The organism is Halomonas heilongjiangensis, from assembly GCF_002879645.1.
GTDB classification, from domain to species: domain Bacteria; phylum Pseudomonadota; class Gammaproteobacteria; order Pseudomonadales; family Halomonadaceae; genus Halomonas; species Halomonas heilongjiangensis.
This window is the reverse complement of the sequence record NZ_PNRE01000090.1, coordinates 145057-164896: the sequence shown is the minus strand read 5'-3', so window position 1 is coordinate 164896 and position 19840 is coordinate 145057. Positions and strand designations below refer to the sequence as shown.

15 protein-coding genes are annotated in these 19840 nt (G+C 67.5%); 9 read left to right on the top strand and 6 right to left on the bottom strand.

All coding sequences use genetic code 11. The annotated features are described in order from the left end of the window. From C1H66_RS23445 to C1H66_RS19640, 4 genes are all read left to right on the top strand, one after another. A partial coding sequence (locus tag C1H66_RS23445) for an Ig-like domain-containing protein (RefSeq protein ID WP_276308853.1) occupies nt 1-2135 on the top strand: 2135 nt, incomplete at its 5' end. A 125-nt stretch (nt 2136-2260) separates the two neighbouring features. After that, on the top strand, nt 2261-3538 hold the full coding sequence (locus C1H66_RS19650) for a TolC family protein (protein ID WP_102629561.1): 1278 nt from the start codon (nt 2261-2263) through the stop codon (nt 3536-3538). Then, nucleotides 3504-5669: a type I secretion system permease/ATPase gene (locus C1H66_RS19645; RefSeq protein WP_102629560.1), complete on the top strand. Its 2166-nt coding sequence runs from the start codon at nt 3504-3506 to the stop codon at nt 5667-5669. The genes C1H66_RS19650 and C1H66_RS19645 overlap by 35 nt, the downstream gene beginning before the upstream one ends. Continuing rightward, nucleotides 5662-6852: an HlyD family type I secretion periplasmic adaptor subunit gene (locus C1H66_RS19640; protein ID WP_240618407.1), complete on the top strand. Its 1191-nt coding sequence runs from the start codon at nt 5662-5664 to the stop codon at nt 6850-6852. The genes C1H66_RS19645 and C1H66_RS19640 overlap by 8 nt, the downstream gene beginning before the upstream one ends. Nucleotides 6853-6862: 10 nt before the next feature. On the opposite strand, the gene C1H66_RS19635 is transcribed toward C1H66_RS19640, so the two are convergent. Together C1H66_RS19635 and C1H66_RS19630 are read right to left on the bottom strand one after the other, a co-directional pair. Further along, entirely contained in the window at nt 6863-7870 is a 1008-nt protein-coding gene (locus C1H66_RS19635; RefSeq protein WP_102629558.1) for an ion transporter, read from the bottom strand. A 62-nt stretch (nt 7871-7932) separates the two neighbouring features. Further along, the gene (locus tag C1H66_RS19630; protein ID WP_102629557.1) at nt 7933-8481 is read right to left on the bottom strand and encodes an acyl-CoA thioesterase; all 549 of its coding nucleotides are present in this window, start codon (nt 8479-8481) and stop codon (nt 7933-7935) included. 230 nt (nt 8482-8711) lie between these two features. On the opposite strand from C1H66_RS19630, the gene C1H66_RS19625 reads away from it, so the two are divergent. The 4 genes from C1H66_RS19625 to C1H66_RS19610 all read left to right on the top strand — a co-directional run bounded on the left by C1H66_RS19625 (nt 8712) and on the right by C1H66_RS19610 (nt 15448). Continuing rightward, nucleotides 8712-10499, top strand: a complete 1788-nt coding sequence (locus tag C1H66_RS19625; protein WP_240618406.1) for a sensor histidine kinase — start codon at nt 8712-8714, stop codon at nt 10497-10499. Continuing rightward, nucleotides 10489-11865 carry a sigma-54-dependent transcriptional regulator gene (locus C1H66_RS19620; RefSeq protein ID WP_102629555.1) on the top strand — a complete coding sequence of 459 codons (1377 nt, stop codon included), beginning with the start codon at nt 10489-10491 and terminating at the stop codon, nt 11863-11865. Before C1H66_RS19625 ends, C1H66_RS19620 begins: the two co-directional genes overlap by 11 nt. 205 nt (nt 11866-12070) lie before the next feature. Then, nucleotides 12071-13096, top strand: a complete 1026-nt coding sequence (locus C1H66_RS19615; protein ID WP_102629554.1) for a TAXI family TRAP transporter solute-binding subunit — start codon at nt 12071-12073, stop codon at nt 13094-13096. Nucleotides 13097-13312: 216 nt separating this feature from the next. Then, nucleotides 13313-15448, top strand: coding sequence for a TRAP transporter permease (locus C1H66_RS19610; RefSeq protein WP_102629553.1), 2136 nt, complete (start codon nt 13313-13315; stop codon nt 15446-15448). A 48-nt stretch (nt 15449-15496) separates the two neighbouring features. Here C1H66_RS19610 and C1H66_RS19605 read toward each other — a convergent pair whose 3' ends face one another. The 3 genes from C1H66_RS19605 to C1H66_RS19595 form a co-directional block, all read right to left on the bottom strand. After that, entirely contained in the window at nt 15497-16807 is a 1311-nt protein-coding gene (locus C1H66_RS19605) for a short-chain fatty acid transporter (protein ID WP_102629552.1), read from the bottom strand. Nucleotides 16808-16915: 108 nt separating this feature from the next. Continuing rightward, nucleotides 16916-18271, bottom strand: a complete 1356-nt coding sequence (locus C1H66_RS19600; RefSeq protein WP_102629551.1) for an MATE family efflux transporter — start codon at nt 18269-18271, stop codon at nt 16916-16918. Between the two features lie 101 nt (nt 18272-18372). After that, nucleotides 18373-18993, bottom strand: a complete 621-nt coding sequence (locus C1H66_RS19595) for an outer membrane beta-barrel protein (RefSeq protein WP_170064191.1) — start codon at nt 18991-18993, stop codon at nt 18373-18375. 184 nt (nt 18994-19177) lie between these two features. On the opposite strand from C1H66_RS19595, the gene C1H66_RS19590 reads away from it, so the two are divergent. Continuing rightward, nucleotides 19178-19495: a hypothetical protein gene (locus tag C1H66_RS19590; protein ID WP_102629575.1), complete on the top strand. Its 318-nt coding sequence runs from the start codon at nt 19178-19180 to the stop codon at nt 19493-19495. A gap of 92 nt (nt 19496-19587) precedes the next feature. Here the strand turns inward: C1H66_RS19590 and C1H66_RS19585 are convergent, their stop codons facing one another. Next, nucleotides 19588-19836, bottom strand: coding sequence for a YfhL family 4Fe-4S dicluster ferredoxin (locus C1H66_RS19585; RefSeq protein ID WP_102629549.1), 249 nt, complete (start codon nt 19834-19836; stop codon nt 19588-19590). Nucleotides 19837-19840 lie beyond the last annotated feature (4 nt).

The window sequence follows — 19840 nt, the reverse complement described above, 5'->3', positions numbered from 1 at the left end:
CGGGCAGCACGGTGACCGTGACCTTCCCGGATGGCAGTGAAGGCGAAGCCGTGGCCGGTGAAGACGGTGGCTACGAGGTGACCTCCGAGACGGCCCAGCCGAGTGGTGAGGTCAGCGCCACCGCCACCGACCCGGCGGGCAATGCCAGCGAGCCGGCGACGGCCGACTATGAGGCGGAGGCTCAGGAGAATCCTATCCTGACCATCGCAGCGGCGGCGGATGGCTTCGTCAATGCCGACGAGCTCGATGCCGGGGTCGAGGCCCAGGTGCTGCTCAACACCGGCGCCCAGGAAGGCGATGAACTGACGATCACCGTGGAGGGCGACGGCGGCCCCTTCGTGACCACCCATACCCTGACCGTGGACGACATCGCTGCGGGTAGCATCACCCTGACACTCGATGTTGACGGTATCGAGGATGGCGAGTTCAGCGCCACGGCGGATATCGCGGGCAGTGTCTCCAATGTCGTGGGCTTCGAGCTGGATACTGTTGCTCCAACGGTCGGCGTGGACGACCTGATCACCAACGACGATTCCCCCGAGCTGACCGGCACCGTGGACGATCCCGATGCCACCATCACGGTAACGGTGGGCGGGGTCGACTATGAGGCCGTCAACAACGGTGACGGCACTTGGACGGTAGCCGACGATACCCTGCCCGAGCTGAGTGAGGGTGACTACGAAGTGACGGTGACCGCTACTGACCAAGCGGGCAATACGGCCATCGCCGCGGGTACACTGACCATCGACACTACCATCGATACCGATGGCGACGGGGAGACAGTGCGTATCACCGGTATCACCGAGGACGATGGCGTCGATGATTCAGACTTCATCACCTCCGATACCAATCTGGAGGTCTTCGGGACCGTTGACCTGGATGATGGCAATACCCTGAGTGTCGAGTTCGATGGCACCGTCTACACCGAGGCCGATGCCGAGCTAACAGTTGACGGTGAGGGCAACTGGACCCTAGATCTGACGGCCATTGAGCTGGCGGAGGGTACCTATACCGTTACGGCCACGGTAAGCGACGAGGCGGGCAATACCGCCAGCGACTCCAAGGAGATCACGGTCCAGCCGAATATCGCTCCTCAGGTCTTCGTCAACGATGGCAGCCTGTTGGGGCTGGTTGGCCTGGAGACCCTAGGTCTCATCGACTTCAATGATCAGGCCTTTATCGCCTACGACCGCGACGGCAACCTGGAGTCGGTGGTGCTTGTCTACGACCCTGCGTTGGCCCTGTTGGCCGAGGGCTGGAATATCTCGGAGAGGCTGGCCGCCGAACTGGGACTGCAGGTCGATATTCAAACCAACACCCTACTTGGGTTGGTCACCGATTCGACGCTGACCATTACCGCCCTGGATGGGGGCACCATCGATAACCTGGCGATCAATGAGCTGTTGGCGTCGGTTTATCTGGGCACTGAGTTAGATCTGCTGAGCGCGGACCTGCTGACGGAGGTCTCCATCACGGCAACCGATAGCGAGGGGCTGTCCGACACGGCTAGTGCCGTCGACCTCATCGATGCCGCTCTGCTCAGCGTCGACAGCGTGCCCGTGATCGAGGGCACCGACGGTGACGATTCCCTCGCGGCCCCGGATGGTGACGGCTACCGTATTTACGGCTACGACGGCAACGACACCCTGACTGGCGGCGACGGGGACGATCTGCTGCGCGGTGGTGCCGGCAACGATACCTTGAACGGTGGCGCCGGCAACGACCTGCTGATCTGGGAGGGGGTGGGCAACAACACCTTCGATGGTGGTGACGGCGAAGATACCCTGCTGCTGGACGGCGGGGGCTTCGTGCTGGACTTCGTCGACGATACCTCGGCCGACTATGTTGATCCGAACACGGTGAACAATATCGAACACCTCCATATCGGCGGCTCCAGTGCCAACGAGGTGACACTCGACGAGACGGCGGTGATCGAACTCACCGACGACAACAACCAGCTGTATATCGAGGGGGATCAAGGCGACACCGTCAACCTTGCCGGTGACTGGGTCGAGAGTGGGGCGGTGGAGTACAGTGGCGTGCTCAACGCCTACGATGGGGTGACCTACACCCAGTACACTCTCGGTGACGCCACCCTGCTGGTGCAGGACGGCGTCAACGTGGAGGCGGCCTGATCGGGGGTAGAAAGGGAAGCGTGATCCAGGAAGTGTGGCGTTCGGGTTATGGCGTGGCGCTTCCCCCCTTGATCAACGAACGCCGTCCTCGCCGCTTCGGCCCTGGCTGGGCCGGAGTGCTCCTCATGGGCCTGCTAACGTCGCCGCTACTCTCTTCTCCGGTCTGGGCGTTGAGCCTGGACGAGGCGGTGCAGCAGGGCCTTTCCATTCATCCGGCGGTCAGCGCCGCCGAGGCCCGGGTCGCCGAGGTCGGTACCCAGGTGGAGATCGCCCGAGACGGCTACTGGCCGACCCTGCAGGCTTTGGCAGGGCCGGAAAACTCGCTCTGGGGTGAGTTCGGCTATGACATCACCGCCTCGCAGATGCTCTACGATTGGGGGCGGGTGCGCTCGCGAGTAGAAAGTGCCTCGGCGGTGGAGCGTCAGCATCTGGAGGCGCTCAAGGTCACCAGCGACGAGGCTGCCCTGGACATCATCGAGGTCTATCTCGACGTACTGGCCGCCGAGGCGCGGCTGTCCGTGGTGGCCTCGCATATCGAGCGGCTCGAGGCACTCGCCGAGCTGAGCCGCGACCGTAGCCTGGTGGGCTACGTGGATCGCGGCGAGGCCGACCGGGCCGAGCTGGAGCTGGCCCGAGCCCTGGAGCAGCGTTCCCTGGAGCGCGGTGCCCTGAGCGAGGCCAGGGCCCAGTTCCGGGAGTTGGTCGACCGATCTCCCGGCGGGTTGCAATGGCCCACTCCCATCCCTCTGATCGAGCGCCTGCGCGAGACCACGGCGCTGGAGGCCGCGGTGGCCGAGGCGCCGCTGTTCCGCCAGGCCCGCGAGGAGGTGCTGGCGGCGCGTGCCGAGGAGGCGGAGTCCCGCGCCGCGCTGCGTCCCCAGCTTAATCTGGAAGGTTCGGTGCTGCGTCGCGAGATCGGCGGTCGCATGGAGGAGGACGCCGTGGTGGCGCTGCGCCTGCGCATGGATGCCTTCCAGGGCTTGTCCAACTTCCGGCGGGTTGAGTCGGCTCGTCAGCGCATCGAAGCGGCCCAGTGGACCCAGCGGGCCACCCGACGCGACTTGCGCCGCCAGCTCTTCACCCTGCTCGAGCTCGCCGAGATGCTGGAATGGCGGCTGGAGGCCGTGGAGGCACAGCACACCAGTGCCGTAGAGGTGGCCGACGCCTACCAGGAGCAGTTCGAGGTAGGGCTGCGCGAGCTGAATGACCTTCTGGTCATTCAGCGAGACCGCTTCGAGGCCGAACGGCAGCGCGTCGACCTGGTGAGCGAACAGACCAGGATACCGTATCGGGCCGCGGCCCAGCTGGGGCGGCTGGATGCCCTGCTGGATGCGGACCATGGCCAGGGCGTGGAGAGGGAGGTTCCATATGGCAACGGCACAGGTACTGGGGAACTCCGCTGAAGGAACCGACCCCCTGCGCGCCGGGCTCGTGCTGCTCTGCCACCGGCTGGGCCGCACCACCACACCGGCGGAGCTGGGCGATGGCCTGGCCCTGGAGCAGGGCTGCCTGCCGCTGGCCCTGGTGTCGCGGGCGCTGCGCCGGGTAGCGATCGAGGCCCGGGTGTTGGAGTCGCCCCTGGAGACGATAGGCGAGGGTCTGCTGCCGGCACTGCTGATCATGGCCGATGGCAGTACACGGCTATTGGTCGAATGGCGCGACGACGAGGCGGTGGTGCTGCTGCCGGAGAGTGGTGGTGGCAGCGAGACGCGCCGGCGAGAGGCGCTGACGGCCAGCTATGGAGGGGCCGTCGTGGTGGCGCGCCCGGCCTATCGGCCGGATGACCGGGCCGGCGACTTTGCCCGGGAGCACGATGAGCACTGGCTGAAGGGGCCGTTGAAGCGACGCTGGAAGACCTGGGTCGAGGTGGGCGTAGCGGCGCTGATGGCTAATATGCTGGCCATCTCCACGGCGATCTTCGCCATGCAGGTCTACGACCGGGTGGTACCCACCGCGGCCTTCGATACCCTGTGGATCCTGGCCAGTGGGGTGGCGCTCGCGGTGGTACTGGAGTTCGTGCTGCGTATCCTTCGCGCCCACCTGCTCGACATTACCGGCAAGGGGTTGGATCAGCAGCTCACGTCGCGGCTCTTCGAGCAGGTGATGCAGTTGCGCCTGGCGGCCAAGCCTGGCTCCACCGGGGCCTTCAGTGCCCAGATCCGCGAGTTCGAGTCGGTCCGCGAGTTCTTCACTTCCTCGACCATCGGGGCGATCAGCGACCTGCCCTTCGTGCTGCTGTTTCTGGGGGTGATCGCCTACATCGGCGGACCGGTGGCCTGGATCCCCTTCATCGCTATCTGGCTGATGGTCCTGCCGGGGCTACTGGCTCAGGGGCGCCTGGCGAAGCTCTCGCGGCGGAATCTGCGCGAGGGGGCGGTGCGCAACGGCGTGCTGCTGGAGTCCATCGAGAACCTGGAAACGGTCAAGGCGACCCGGGCCGAGGGGCGCAACCTGCGACTGTGGGAGAGCCTCTCGGCGGAACTCGCCGAGGTGGGCGTCAAGGTGCGAGGCCTCTCGGCGATGCTCGGCCATGGCGCCACCATGGTCCAGCAGCTCGGCTATGTGGGGGTGGTGCTGGTGGGGGTCTACCAGATCGGCGCCGGCAACATGACCATCGGGGCGCTGATCGCCTGCACCATCCTGGCCTCGCGCACCGTGTCGCCCATGACCCAGGTGGCCGGCCTCCTGGCGCGCTGGCAGCACGTCAAGGTGGCCCTCGAGGGGCTCGATGAACTGATGAAGGCGCCGGTGGAGCGCCCGGCGGGGCGCACCTTCGTCCGCAAGCCATCGTTGCGCGGCCACTACCGGCTGGAAGAGGTGCGCCTGCGCTACCAGGAGGAGGGGCCGGCCGCCCTGAATCTCCAGGAACTGGAAATCGCTGCCGGCGAGCGTATCGCCCTGCTGGGAGGCAATGGCGCCGGCAAGTCGACCCTGCTGCGTCTGCTGGCGGGGCTGAGCGACCCGGGCAATGGCAGGGTGCTGCTCGACGATGTCAGCCTGGGGCAGATCGAGCCGGCGGATCGTCGTCGCGCGATTGGCTACCTGCCCCAGGACATCGCACTGTTCTACGGCACCTTGCGCGAGAACCTGTTGCTGGACGGCGCCGCCCATGACGACGAGGCGCTGTTCGAGGCGCTGGATGCCGTGGGGCTGGGCGCCTTCGTGCGCCGCCATCCGCTGGGCCTGGACCTGCCGATCCAGGGCAGCGGCAGCGTCTCCGGCGGGCAGCGTCAGGCCATCGGCTTGACCCGGCTGCTGCTGCAGGACCCGCGCATCGTGCTGATGGACGAGCCCACCTCGGCCTTCGACCAGACCAGCGAGCGACGGGTCATCGACTACCTGAGTGGCTGGCTGGCGGGGCGAACCCTGGTGGTCTCGACCCACAAGAAGACACTGCTGTCCCTGGTGGAGCGGGCAGTGGTGCTGCGCGATGGCCGGGTGGTGATGGACGGCCCGGTGGACAGCGTGGTGAGCGGCAATCAGGTGAAGGTGCCGCGTCGCAAGCGTGTCGGGGAGGAGTGTCGGGATGGCTAACGGGCAGCGAATGGAGGCGCAGATCCTCCACGAACTGGGCGACTCCCGGCTCAGCTCGCACCACCGGGCCAGTCACCCCATCCTGTGGGTCAGCCTGTTGGTGCTGGGGGTATTCGTGGCCTGGGCGGCTTGGGCCGAGATCGACGAGGTGACCCGCGGCGAGGGGCGGGTAGTGCCCTTGACCCGGATGCAGACCATCCAGAGCTTGGAGGGCGGTATCCTCGCCGAGCTGCTGGTGCGTCGCGGCGAGCGTGTGGAGGTGGGGCAGATCCTGGTACGTCTCGACGACACCCGATTTCGCAGTGCCTACCTGGAGACGGTGAGTCAGATCGCCGTGCTGCGGGTGGCCAGCGCCCGCCTGGAGGCCGAAGTGCTGGAGCAGGAACGCATCGACTTCCCCGCGGAGTTCGACCCCAAGGGCGAACTGGTGCGCTCGGAGCAGGCACTGTTCCGCGCACGGCGTGACCGGCTGCGCGAGGCGGAGCGCTCGATCGGCGAGGAGATCCGCCTGGTCCGGCGCCAGTTGGACCTGGTGGAGCCGCTGGTGCAGCGCCGCTCGGTCAGCGAGATGGAGGCGCTCAAGCTTGGCCAGGCCATCGCCAGCCTGGGGGGACGGTTGGCGGAGCTCCGCAACACCTATGTGCAGGACGCCTACGCCGAGCTCTCCGCCAAGCAGGCCGAGCTCAGCACCCTGGAGCAGATCCTGCTGCAGCGCAGCGACCAGCTGCAGCGCACCGAGATCCACTCGCCGGTGCGTGGTCGGGTCAACGATATCCAGGTCAACACCCGGGGTGGGGTGATCCAGCCCGGCGAGCCGATCATGGAGATCATCCCGATCGAGGACCAACTGTTGATCGAGGCCCGGGTGCGCCCCCAGGACGTCGCCTTCGTGGCGCCGGGCATGCCGGCCAGCGTCAAGGTCACCGCCTACGACTACACCATCTACGGCGACCTCGAAGGTCAGGTGGAGCAGATCAGCGAGGATACCATCGAGGAGGAGACGCCGCGCGGCAAGGAGGCCTTCTACGAGGTGCTGATCCGCACCGAGCGTGCCTACCTGGAGCGCAACGGCGAGATGCTGCCGATCCGTCCTGGCATGGTGGCTCAGGTGGATATCCAGACAGGAAAACGTACCCTGTTGAGTTATCTGCTGAAACCCATCATCAAGGCGCGCCTTTACTGACCCGGGAGGCTTACTCGTAGCGCTGCTTCCAGCGCTGGCGGGCGACCCGCTCCTTGATTACCTCCAGCATGTCGACGAGCACCTGCTCGGTGACCCGGTCGGTGTGGTCGTCGACCCGCAGCCAGGCCTCGAAGCCGCTGTCGGCGAGGTGTTCCACCAGCAAGTTGAACTCCGGCGAGCGCAGGCCCTCGATGGCTTCGTGCACCAGGCGGCAGGCGATATCGCTCAGCGAGTCGTCCAGGGCTCCGGCTACCTGTCCGCCCAGCGGCAGGCGCCGGAGGCGCTTCATCTCGGGGTTCTCCGCCAGGGTTCGCCCGACCAGGGCGCTGATGTAGCGCATCAGCTCGCCGCGATTGGTCCGGTAGGCGCTGTCGACCATCTCCTCCAGGCGTCGGCTGATCTCGTGGATCAACTGCTGCTTGCGCGGCATCACCACGTCCTCGGCGAGGCGCGTCGACAGGGAATCGCTGCCGCGGACCTGGTCCTGGATGTTGTCCAGCAGGCGCAGGGCGATACGGTCCGAGAGCTCCTCCATCAGGATGTCGTAGTACTTGGCGTAGACGCCATACAGCCGCCAGCGGCGGATATCGATCAGCCCCAGCCGCTGCAGCCGGTGCAGCAGCGAGACGACGCGCAGCACCCGCAGCAGCCGGAAGCCGCCCACCGGGATGCAGCCCAGCACGTCGTACCAGTGCACGAAGGGGTAGAAGAACCAGCGATGGTAGCGGCGCTCCAGGATGGCCACCGCCCAGCCCAGCAGCACGTCGAGCACGAAGACCGCCACGAAGGCCAGGTCGATGGCGACGAAGTGGGCATGGACGTGGCGGTCGTAGGCGTCATGCAGCCCCGGCGCCACGGCCTCGAAGGCGGCATTCAGCGGCGGCAGCAGGAACAGGCCGTCGAACAGCAGCAGCGCCAGGTTGGCGACGACCAGCACGATGACGAGCAGGTCCCAGGCCAGGTGGACGCGCTCCAGCAGGGACGATCGTGGTCCTCGATCGGGGAGCGAGGGGGACATGGCGCCTCCTTGTGCCCTGGTGAGAAGTGTGAGAGCCGCCGGAGTCGCAGCTGCCGCATGGCTCAGCGGGGCACCGCATCGTCGCCATGGCGGACGGTGGCCCGGGCCTGGCCATCATCGTGGTGCTGCTGGGTACGGCGCTCCTCCTCCTCGGCCTGCTTGCGCAGCTTCTTGCGCAGCGCGGCCTTCTCGAAGCGCAGCTTCTGCTGTGGCGTCGCGAGCGTCAGCGGCGGCACCCGGGCCGGCCTGCCGTCGGCGCCCACCGCCACCATGGTCAGGTAGCAGCTGTTGGTGTGGCGGATCATCTTCTGCTGGATGTCCTCGGCGACCACCTTGATGCCGATCTCCATGGAGGAGCGACCCACGTGGTTGACGCTGGCCAGGAAGGTGACCAGCTCGCCGACGTGGATCGGCTGCTTGAAGCGCACCTGGTCCACCGAGAGGGTCACCACGTAGTGGCCGGAGTAGCGGCTGGCGCAGGCGTAGGCCACCTCGTCGAGCTTCTTGAGGATGGCGCCGCCGTGCACCTTGCCGCTGAAGTTGGCCATGTCGGGAGTCATCAGCACGGTCATGGTCAGCTCGTGCTGGCCGGGCAGGGCGTGTTCGTCCATCAGGCACTTTCCTTTGTCGGGTTTACCACAGCATAACGCCTTGGCCGCGAGATGGGATGGGTGTCATCGGCTCAGCGCCGGCTCCCTGCCGGGGTGGTATGATCCGGGCATCGTCGATTTCGACGCCGCGGCGTCGACCGGAGAGGAGGAGATGCCATGAGGCCGCCGCACCCGATGCTGACTATGCCTCTACCTCGACCGGGGCCGCCACCTCGCCCGGAGTCGCGGCCTTGAGCCGGTGGCGACGCCTGCCGCTCCTGTGCCTGGTCGGGGTGGCGCTGGCCAGCCTCTGGTGGCTGTGGCAGTGGCAGTATGCCCAGTCGGAGGCGGAGGCGCGTCGCCATGCCGACAACCGGCTGTCGCTCTACGGCAGCAGCCTGCAGGGGGCCCTCGAGCGTTTCACCTACCTGCCGGGGCTGCTCGCCCACCAGCCCCAGATACAGGCGGCGCTGCTCGATCCCGCCGAGATCTTCGTGCCCCAGGTGAATGCCTTCCTGGCGCTGGTGGCCGAACGCTCCGGCGCCGAGGTGATCTTCCTGCTGGACGCCGAGGGCCGGACCCTGGCCAGCAGCAACCATGCCGAGGCCGACAGCTTCGTGGGCCATGACTATCGCTTCCGCCCCTACTTCTACGAGGCCATGGCCACGGGGCAGGGGGAATTCTTCGCCGTGGGGAGCACCACGGGCCGCCCCGGCTATTTCGTCTCCGCCGCCGTGGGGCCCGGCGCCCCGGAAGCGGCCCAGGGTGTGCTGGTGGCCAAGGTCTCGCTGGAGGCGCTGCAGGCGGACTGGCGCCGGGCCGGCGAGAAGGTGCTGCTCACCGATGCCAACGGGGTGGTGATCCTCTCCAGCCGACCCGAATGGCGCTATCGCCGCCTGGGGGAGCTGACCCCGCAGGCCCGCGAGGAGATCCGTCGGCAGCGCCAGTTCATGGGCGAGCCGCTCGAGCCGCTGGGGCGACGCCTGCGGGACGACTCGCTGCTGGTAGGGGGAGCGGGGCTCGGCGAGCGCCTGGTCGACACTACCCTGGCGCTGGAGACCCTGGGCTGGACGATGCACTACCTGATGCCGGTGCGACCGCTCTATGTCAGTGCCCGCAATGCCCTGATGGGGGGCGTGGCGGTGTGGCTGGCCCTGCTGCTGCTGGCGCTGTGGCTGCGCGAACGGCAGAAGCGCCAGCGGCTGCGGGAGCGTGAGGCGGCGATCATCCGCGAGGCCAACGAGCGCCTGGAGGCGCGAGTGGTGGAACGCACCCGCGAGCTGCAGGAGGCCCAGGCGGAGCTGGTGCAGGCCGGCAAGCTGGCGGCCCTGGGCACCATGGCCGCCGGCATCGCCCATGAGCTCAACCAGCCGCTCTCGGGGATCCGTACCTATGCGGCCAATGGCCAGCGGCTGCTGGATCGAGGGCGCTCCGACGCCGCCGACGACAACTTCCAGCGCATCCAGGCGCTCTGCGAGCGGCTCGGTGGCCTGATCCGCCAGCTCAAGCTGTTTGCCCGCAAGGGCGGGGCCCGGGAGCCGGTGGACCTGGTGGCGCGGCTCGACTTCGTCCTCGAGCTGCTGGCGGAGCGCTGCCGACAGCAGGGCGTGCGGCCCCGGAGCCGCCTGCCCGGGGGGGCGTTGTGGGTGCTGGGCGACGAGGTGCGCGTCGAGCAACTGCTGACCAACCTGCTGCGCAACGCCCTGGACGCCCTGCGCGGGGTGGCCGAGCCGTGGCTGGAGGTCGCCATCGAGGCCGAGGCCGAGCGCCTGGTGGTGACGGTGGCCGACAACGGCGCCGGCATCCCCGACGAACTGCTGGAGCAGCTCTTCGATCCGTTCTTCACCACCAAGGCGGTGGGGGACGGCCTGGGGCTGGGGCTGTTCATCAGCTACGGCATCGTCCAGGACCTCGGCGGGCGCATCCACGCCGGGAATCGCCCGTCGGGAGGCGCCTGGTTCCGTGTCGAGCTGCCCCGGGCCCAACCGACGGGCCTCGCGTCCCCGTCTTCGATCAGGGAGAGCCAGGATGAGCCATGATGCGTGCCCCGAGGCCCTGCCGATCTGGCTGGTCGACGATGACCCCGACGTGCGGGAGTCCTTCAGCCAGTGGCTGGAGCTCTCGGAGCTGGCGGTGCGCACCTTCGCGCGCGGCCAGGCGGCACTGGAGGCGCTGCGGGCCGGCGATGCCTGCGGCGTGCTGGTCAGCGACGTCAAGATGCCGGGGCTGGATGGCCTGGCCCTGCTGCGGGCCCTGCAGGCCCTCGACGATCCGCCGCCCGTGATCCTGATCACCGGGCATGGCGACGTGCCCATGGCGGTGGAGGCGATGCAGGCCGGCGCCTGGGACTTCGTCGAGAAGCCCTTCGCCCCGGAACGCCTGGAGGAGTGCGTGCGGCGCGGCCTGGAGCGTCGCCGACTGGCGCTGGAGAACCGTCGGCTGCGCGAGGCGCTGCGCGAGGGGAGCCTGGCCGCCCGGCTGCTGGGCCAGGCCCCGGGCATGGTGCGCCTGCGCCAGCAGCTCGACAACCTGGCGACGACCCGCGCCAATGTGCTGGTGCTGGGGGAGACCGGCAGCGGCAAGGAGGTGGTGGCGCGCTGCCTGCACGAGGCCGGCGGGACGAGCGGTCCCTTCGTCGCCCTCAACTGTGGGGCCATTGCCTCGGAGCTGATCGAGTCGGAACTGTTCGGCCACGAGAAGGGGGCCTTCACCGGGGCCAGCGAACGGCGCATCGGCATCCTGGAGCATGCCAGTGGCGGCACCCTGTTCCTCGACGAGGTGGAGTCGCTGCCGCTGGCGGCCCAGGTCAAGCTGCTGCGCGCCCTGCAGGAGGGCGAGCTCACCCGGCTGGGCAGCAATGCGCTGCTTCACGTCGACCTGAGGGTGGTGGCGGCGACCAAGGAAGACCTGCTGACGCTGGCCGCCGAGGGACGCTTCCGCGAGGACCTCTACTACCGGCTGGCCATCGCCGAGCTCGGCATCCCGCCGCTGCGCGAGCGGCGCGAGGACATTCCGCTGCTGTTTCAGCACTTCTGCCGTCAGGCCGCCGAGGTGCACCAGCGTCCGCCGCGAGAGCCGGATGGCGAGCTCCTGGCCGCCCTGGGACGCCACCCGTGGCCGGGCAACCTGCGCGAGCTGCGCAACATGGCGACCCGCTTCATCCTCGGTCTGGAGCTGCCGTGGCACGCCCGGGGCGCGCCGGTGGAGGAGGGGTCCCTGGCGGCGCAGCTGGCGGCCTTCGAGGCGGCGCTGCTGCGTGAGTCGCTGGGCCGTCATGGTGGCAATATCCAGGCGGTGCTGGAGGAGCTGGAGCTGCCGCGGCGCACCCTGAACCAGAAGATGCAGAAGCATGGGCTGCGCCGCGAAGCCTTCCTGGCCGGGGCAAGCGAACCTCCTGCGTCGTGATCCGCCCACGGGCCGGTGGCCATTTCCTGCCGAAGGTCGAGGCGGCATCGGCAACATCTTGCCGACCGACGCCCGTCCCTGGCCGTGGTTGCGCCTGATACACCGTTCAACCTATTGAAGGGAATGACATCTTCTGGAACTGGCAGGCATTTCGCTCTCCCTGGGCGCATGACCATAACAAGTCCTAGCGACCAGGAGAGATCACATGCACAAGCGCCAGTTCCTCAAGTCCGCCCTCTGCCTCGCCACCGCCGCCACCCTGGGCCTCGGTGCGGCCAGCGCCAGCGCCCAGAATGGCAGCGAAGGCGGCCAGTACATCATGGGCACCGCCACCACCGGGGGCACCTTCTACCCGGTGGGGGTGGCCCTCTCCACCCTGGTGCGGGTCAAGCTGGAGCCGACCCACAACATCACCGTCTCGGCGATCAGCTCCGCCGGTTCCGCCGAGAACCTGCGCCTGATGGACGACGACCAGGCCCAGTTCGGCATCCTCCAGGCCCTCTACGGTGCCTGGGCCTGGAACGGTGAAGGCCCGGTGCCCAAGGCCTACGACAACGTGCGCTCGGTCTCCATGCTGTGGCAGAACGTCGAGCACTTCGTGATGCGCAGCAACCGCCTGGAGAGCGGCACCATCGACGACCTGGCCCAGCTCTACGGGCGCGGCTTTTCCATCGGCGCCCGCAACTCCGGCACCGAGGGCTCGGGTCGGCAGATTCTTGCCGGTCTCGACATCGACCCGGAGCAGATGGATCTCGCCTACCTCGGCTACGGTCCCAGCGCCGACTCCATGCAGAACGGCAACATCGATGGCATGAACATCCCGGCCGGGGTGCCGGCATCGGCGGTGACCAGTGCCTTCGCCAATATGGGCAGCGATATTGCCATTCTGAATGTCACGGCAGAACAGCTCGAGCGCATCAACGGCGAGTACCCGGTCTGGTCCGCCTTCGAGATCCCCGCCGGCACCTACCCCGGCCAGGACGAGGCGGTACACACCATTTCCCAGCCCAACATCCTGGTGGTCAACGCCGACGTGCCGGACGAGCACGTCTACCAGATCACCAAGGCGATGTTCGAGAACCTGCCGTTCCTCAACAACATCCACCCGGCGACCCGCGACATGGCCCTGGAGAGTGCCCTGGATGGCCTGCCCATGCCCCTGCACCCCGGGGCGGCCCGTTACTTCCAGGAGCAGGGGCTAGCAATCCCCGAGCATCTGCTCGAGGGGTAAGCGCGCCTTTCCAGTCCTTGCCAGAGCCTGCTGCCAAGCCACCCCTGGCGAGGGGCGGGGGGGGCAGGTCGACGAGGAGGTCCTACGCCAGGGATGGCGTCGGTAGCGCCCAGGGACGGGTTCACAGCGCCTCCTCGCAGGCCTGCCCCCGGCAACGCCCCGTGATACTGCCGGCGGCACCGCTCCCCCATCCACGCCAGCTCCGTGAGAAAGCCCATGAACGCAACGTCACCCCCCGAGGCACGCGACGAAGCCGCCAGCGAATCCCGCGAGCGTCTCGACCACCCCTGGCTCGGCCGGGCGCTGTTTGCCCTGGCCATCGTCGTGGCCCTGTCGCACCTCTACTTCAACACCCTGAGCACCCTCTCCGAGGTATGGATCAGTGCCCTGCACTTCGGCATGTTCGGCCTGCTCTGCGCGCTGTCGGTGCCGATGCTCAAGGCCCGCTCCGCCGGCGGCCAGCGCCTGATGCTGGCGGTGGATATCCTGCTCGGCCTGGCCGCGCTGGGCTGCGCCTTCTACCTGATCGGCTTCGAGGACGCCCTCTACGCCCGCGGCGTGCGCTTCTCCCCCGCCGACTGGGTCGTCTCCATCGTCGCCCTTGCCCTGGTGCTCGAATTCGCCCGTCGCACCACCGGCTGGTTCATTCCCGTGCTGTGCCTGGTGGCGCTGACCTATGTGGCCTGGTGGGGTCGCTACGTCGGCGGAGTCTTCGGTTTCCCGGGCCTGACCTGGGAAACGGTGCTCTACCGTAGCTACCTGGGTGGCGACGGCATGCTCGGCTCCATCGCCCGCATCTCCTGGTCCTATGTGTTCATGTTCATCCTGTTCGGTGCCTTTCTGGTCCGCTCCGGCGCCGGCGACTTCATCATCCAACTGGCACGCTGCGCCGCCGGGCGCTTCATCGGTGGACCCGGCTTCGTGGCGGTGTTCGCCTCGGGGCTGATGGGCTCGGTGTCCGGCTCCAGCGTGGCCAACACCGTCTCTACCGGGGTCATCACCATCCCGCTGATGCGCAAGGCCGGCTTCCCGCCGCGCTTCGCCGCCGGGGTCGAGGCGGCGGCCTCCACCGGGGGCCAGCTGATGCCGCCGGTGATGGGCGCCGGCGCCTTCATCATGGCCTCCTACACCCAGGTCTCCTACCTGACCATCATCGGCGTGGCGGCCCTGCCGGCCCTGCTCTACTTCCTCTCGGTGGCGATGTTCGTGCGTATCGAGGCCAAGCGCAGCAACGCCCGGCAGGTGGAGACCGAGGAGGCGCCGCGGCTTCTCGAGGTGCTCAAGGGAGGCTGGCACTTCCTGTTGCCGCTGGTGGTGCTGGTGGCCTCGCTGATCCACGGCTTCACGCCCACCTATGCCGCCGGCATCGCCATCCTCTCGGTGGTGGTGGCCTCCTGGCTGTCCAGGCACCCCATGACCCCGAAGGCCATCCTCGAGGCCCTGATGCTGGGCAGCCGCAACATGGTGACCACGGCGATCCTGCTGCTCACCGTGGGCTTGATCGTCAATGTGGTTTCCACCACCGGGATCGGCAACACCTTCTCGCTGATGATCACCGACTGGGCCGGCGGCAGCCTGTTGATCACCATGGTGTTGATCGCCATCGCCTCGCTGGTACTGGGCATGGGGCTGCCGGTCACCGCCGCCTATATCGTGCTGGGTACCCTCTCGGCCCCGGCCCTCTACGGCCTGATGGCCCATGGCCAACTGGTGGATCTGCTGATGGCCGGCGAGCTGCCCGAGCAGGCCCGGGCGATCTTCATGCTGGCCGCCCCGGAGCACCTGGAGGCCCTCAAGGCGCCGATGGACGCCGCCAGCGCTCGGGAACTGCTGACCACGGTGCCGGACGACTTCCGCCATCAACTCTACGAGCAGGCCCTGTCGCCGCATACCCTGACCATGCTGCTGGTGGCGGCCCACATGGTGATCTTCTGGCTCTCCCAGGACTCCAACGTCACCCCGCCGGTCTGCCTGACCGCCTTCGCCGCCGCCGCCATCGCCAGGACGCCGCCGATGCGCACCGGCTTCACCGCCTGGAAGATCGCCAAGGGGCTCTACATCATCCCGCTGCTGTTCGTGTGGTCGCCGCTGATCGGCGGCACGCCCCTGGAGATGGCCACGGTGTTCGCCTTCGCGCTGTTCGGCATCTACGCCATCATTGCCGGGCTAGAGGGCTTCCTGGAGCACGAGCTGCCGTGGTGGCTGCGGCTGGCGATGTTCCCCATCGGGGCACTGATGCTCTGGCCCCATGGCCAGCTGGCGCTGGACGGCCTGGGACTGGTGCTGTTCCTGGGCGCCTTGATGTGGAGTGCCCGAGCGGGGCGGGTGACGACACGGTCGGCGATGGCCTAGCAGCGAGCGGGCGCTACCGCCGGGTTGCCCGGCGGTAGCGGAGCGTGATCAGAACCAGGTCAGGCCCACCGAGATGATGATCCCGGTGATGAGCAGCTGGACCAGGCAGAAGCCCATGATGTCCTTGGCCTTCAGCCCGGCGATGGCGAGTACCGGCAGGGCCCAGAAGGGCTGCAGCAGGTTGGTCCAGGCGTCGCCCCAGGCCACGGCCATGGCGACCCGGGGGATGTCCGCGCCGAGGGCCTCGGCGGCGGGCAGCATCACCGGGGCCTGCACCGCCCACTGGCCGCCACCGGACGGCACGAAGAGGTTGACGAGACCGGCGCTGAGGAATGACCAGAAGGGCAGCGAGGCCTCGGTGGCGAACGAGATCAACGACTCGGACATGGTCTCGGCCAGGCCCGACTGGACCATGATGGCCATGATCCCGGCATAGAAGGGGAACTGGATGACGATGCCGGCGCCCCCCTTGATCGCCTCGTTCAGGCTCGTCAGCAGGCTGCGTGGCGTGCGGTGCAGCACGATGGCCAGGGACAGGAACATGAAGTTGACGACGTTCAGGTTCAGGCCGCCACCGCGCAGGACGAAATGGTCGAGCAGGAAGAGCACCCCGGGGATGCCCACCAGCCAGGCCAGGGTCGTGCTGTTTTCCAGGTGCTCGGCGGGGCGGGTGATGCGCACCCGAGTCGGCGTGTCGTCGTCGAGCAGCTTCGGGTCGACGTAGACGCTCTCCTTGTCGTCGGGAAGCATCAGGCGGTTGACCAGCGGAATGGAGACGAACAGGCAGGCGACGAGGGCCAGGTTGAAGAAGGAGAAGATGGTCGAGCCGGTACCGATCACGCCGATCTGGTCGGCGGTGAAGTGATCCTCGGTGGCGATGGTCAGCGGGATCGAGCCGGCGAGTCCGCCGTGCCAGATCACGAAGCCGGAGTAGGCGCTGGCCACCAGCAGGCGGTAGTCGACCCTGACCAGCCGCGCCAGTTCCTTGGCGAACAGGGCCCCCACCACCAGGCCGAAGCCCCAGTTGATCCAACTGGCGGCCAGCGATACGAGGGTCACCAGGATGATGGCGCCGCCGGCGTTCCTGGCCAGGCTGGCGAGCTTCTGCAACAGGCGCTTGACCGGTGGCGAACTGGCCAGCATGAAGCCGGTGACCAGGATCAGCAGCATCTGCATCGAGAAGGTCAGCAGGCTCCAGAAGCCGTCGCCCCAGAAGCGCATCACCGCCAGCGGGGTCTGGCGTTCCACGGCGATGGCGGCGGCGGCGGCGATGATGGTCAGCAGCAGCACGAAGATATAGGGATCCGGAAGGTAGCGGTCGACCAGTTTGACGGCCGGCCTCGACAGGAACTTGAGCATGGCGGATTCGCTTCTTCTGTTGTGTGTGAGGCGTCTCAGGAAAAGTAGCGCAATCTCAGAAAGTTGCGTTATCGGACCGGTCAACGTTGCCGGCAAGGCGAGGTCGTGTCAAAGCGTGGTACATGCCGGTCTGTCCCGGCCGTGCCAGCGGGTGCGCCGGTAGTGGAGGTAGTAGGCCGTCAGCACCGCCGAGCGCACCAGGGCGAAACCGAGGAAGGCGAGCCACAGGCCGTGGTTGCCCAGCCCCTGGGTCAGCCACCAGGCCGGCAGATAGACGATGAGGCCGGCGAAGATGCTGTTGCGCATCTCGCGGCTCGCCGTGGCACCGATGAAGACGCCATCGAGCAGGTAGCTCCACACCGCGATCAGCGGCATGGCGACCATCCACGGCAGATAGCTGCCGGCGGTGGCCCGGACCTCGGGAAGGTCGGTGAGCAGGGCGATCAGCAGGTGGCCGCCCAGGGCGAAGGCCAGCGAGGCGGCGGCGGCGGTGGCCAGCGAGAAGAGCGCCGCACTCTTCACGGCCCGGCCGAATTCGTCCCAGCGCCGGCGTCCCACGGCGTGCCCGGTGATCGCCTCGGTGGCATGGGCGAAGCCGTCGAGGGCGTAGCTGGTCAACATGATGAACTGCAACAGGACGGCGTTGGCGGCCAGCACGGTATCGCCCTGCACGGCGCCCCGGGAGGTGAAGAAGGCCATGGCGAACAGCAGCCCCAGGGTGCGCACGAAGAGGTTGGCATTGACCTGGAACAGCTCGGCATAGGCCGTGATTCGCCACAGGTGCTCGCGCAGGAAGCGTCCTCCCAGCAGGCCGAGCTGGCGGGAGACCAGCCAGCCGCCGAAGGCCAGCGCCGTGTAGTCGGCGATCACCGTGGCCCAGGCCACCCCGTCGCTGGTCATGCCGAGGCCCACCACGAACAGCAGGTCCAGTGCAATGTTCACGCCATTGGTGAGCACCAGGATCGCCAGCGTCACCCTCGAGTTCTGCTGGCCCAGGAACCAGCCGAGGATCGCGTAGTTGGCGAGCACCGCCGGGGCCGAGAGGATGCGGATCCGGGCGTATTCGGTGGCCAGGTCGGTGGCGATCTCGCTGCCGTCGAGCAGCCACAGGCCGAGGGTGATCAAGGGCTTCGAGAAGAGGATCAGCAGTGCGCCGATGCCGGCCGCCAGCAGCAGCGACTGCCCCAGCAGGTTGCGTACCTCGCTGTCGTTCTCGCGTCCCACCGCCTGCGAGGTGAGGCCGGTGGTGCCCATGCGCAGGAAGCCGAAGCCCCAGTAGAGGAAGCCGAACAGGGTGGCGCCCAGGGTCACGGCGGCCAGGTAGCGCGAATCCGGCAGGTGGCCCACCACGGCGGTGTCCACCAGGCCCAGCAGCGGCACGGTGATGTTGGAGAGGATGATCGGCCAGGCCAGCGCCCAGAGGCGCCGGGGGGAGGCGCCGGGAGCGACAGGAGACGGTGACACGGCGGCTTCCGCTGACGGTGAAACCGAGCAGCATGGCGGGTGACAGGCCACAACGCAACAGCCCCGCCGAAGCGGGGCTGTCGGGTGTCAGGGTGAGGCCATCAGAAGCGGTAGCCGATGCTGCCGGAGATCATGTCGATGGTGAAGTCCTCGCCGCTCTCGCTGATATCGTAGCGCTCGAGCTCGGCGCGCATCACGATCTGGTTAACGACATACTCGGCGCCGATACCGTAGAAGGGGTCAGTACCATCCTCGCCATAGCTGGCCGAAGCAGACATTCCCATGAAGCTGGCGCTTTCCTTTAGGTCCGCATCCCAAGCAACCATACCGAGCTTGCCATAGACACTAAAGCCGCTCTGGATCGGAAGCTTGCCCACTAGCGCCGCGGTAAAACCATCGACACTCAACTTAGCATCCCCAGAAAAGCCTGCAGCTGTCGAGCTGGCAGTGAAACTCCCGAAGTCGACATAACCTGCCTCGACGGCGAAGTAGGGGTTGAACTGGTAGCCGGCAAACAGCTTGTAGCTGACATCGGTATCATCAGAGCTGACATTGGGAAATCCCAAGTCTCGGTAGAAGCCCTCAATGTTGAAATCCAGCTTCGCATGCCCGATACCGGCCCCCAGATAGGGACCTGCGTCGGGTACGCCGGGATAGCTCTGGGCAAGGACGGGGCTGGCGACCAGGGTGGCCAGGGCGGCGGTGGCGATCAGACGCTTCATCATGCGCTCCTTTGCATGCATGGTCGGGCCGGCGGCCCGTGGGGGGCAACCGCCGACAGGCGGCTACCCTTGGTGTAAGCCAGTGTGACAAACTGTAGCCTGATTGCGTCTGGAAGTTAAGTGGGATTCGTACCATGGTATGACGTGGATCATGCAGAGCAGAGCGGGGAGCGGGGGAATGATCATGACACGCAAGATTCTGGTGGCCACGGCGCTCGCCCTGGTCACTTTGCTGGGCAGCACGCCGGCGCTGTCCCAGGCGCAGCAGCGCCTGGAGGCGCAACCCAGTGGTGGCGCCATGGTGGCGGATGCGCTGATCGCCCGGCCGTTGCTGCTCGTGGCGACCCTGGGCGGGACGGCGGTGTTCCTGGTCTCGCTGCCATTCTCGGCGCTGGGCGGTAACGTGGGCCCCGCCGCGGAAGCGCTGGTCAAGACGCCCGCGGAGGCCACCTTCCGGCGCTGCCTGGGGTGTACGGTGAGCCGCCGCGGCGACGAGCTGTAGCCCGGCGCCTTGATGTCGCGGCCACACACGCCGGCGCCCCGCTGGATGAGCGGGGCGCCGGTGTCGTCGCGTCTTGACGGGGGGCGAGAGCGTCAGGCCGCGGTGATGATCTGGTACTTTTCCATCAGCTCGTCGCGGCTTTCCTCATGGGCCGGGTCGAGGGGGATGCAGTCCACCGGGCAGACCTGCTGGCACTGGGGCTCGTCGTAGTGGCCGACGCACTCGGTGCACAGGTTGGGGTCGATGACATAGATCTCCTCTCCCGGCGAGATGGCACCATTGGGGCATTCGGGTTCGCAGACGTCGCAGTTGATGCACTCGTCGGTGATCATCAGGGCCATGGGG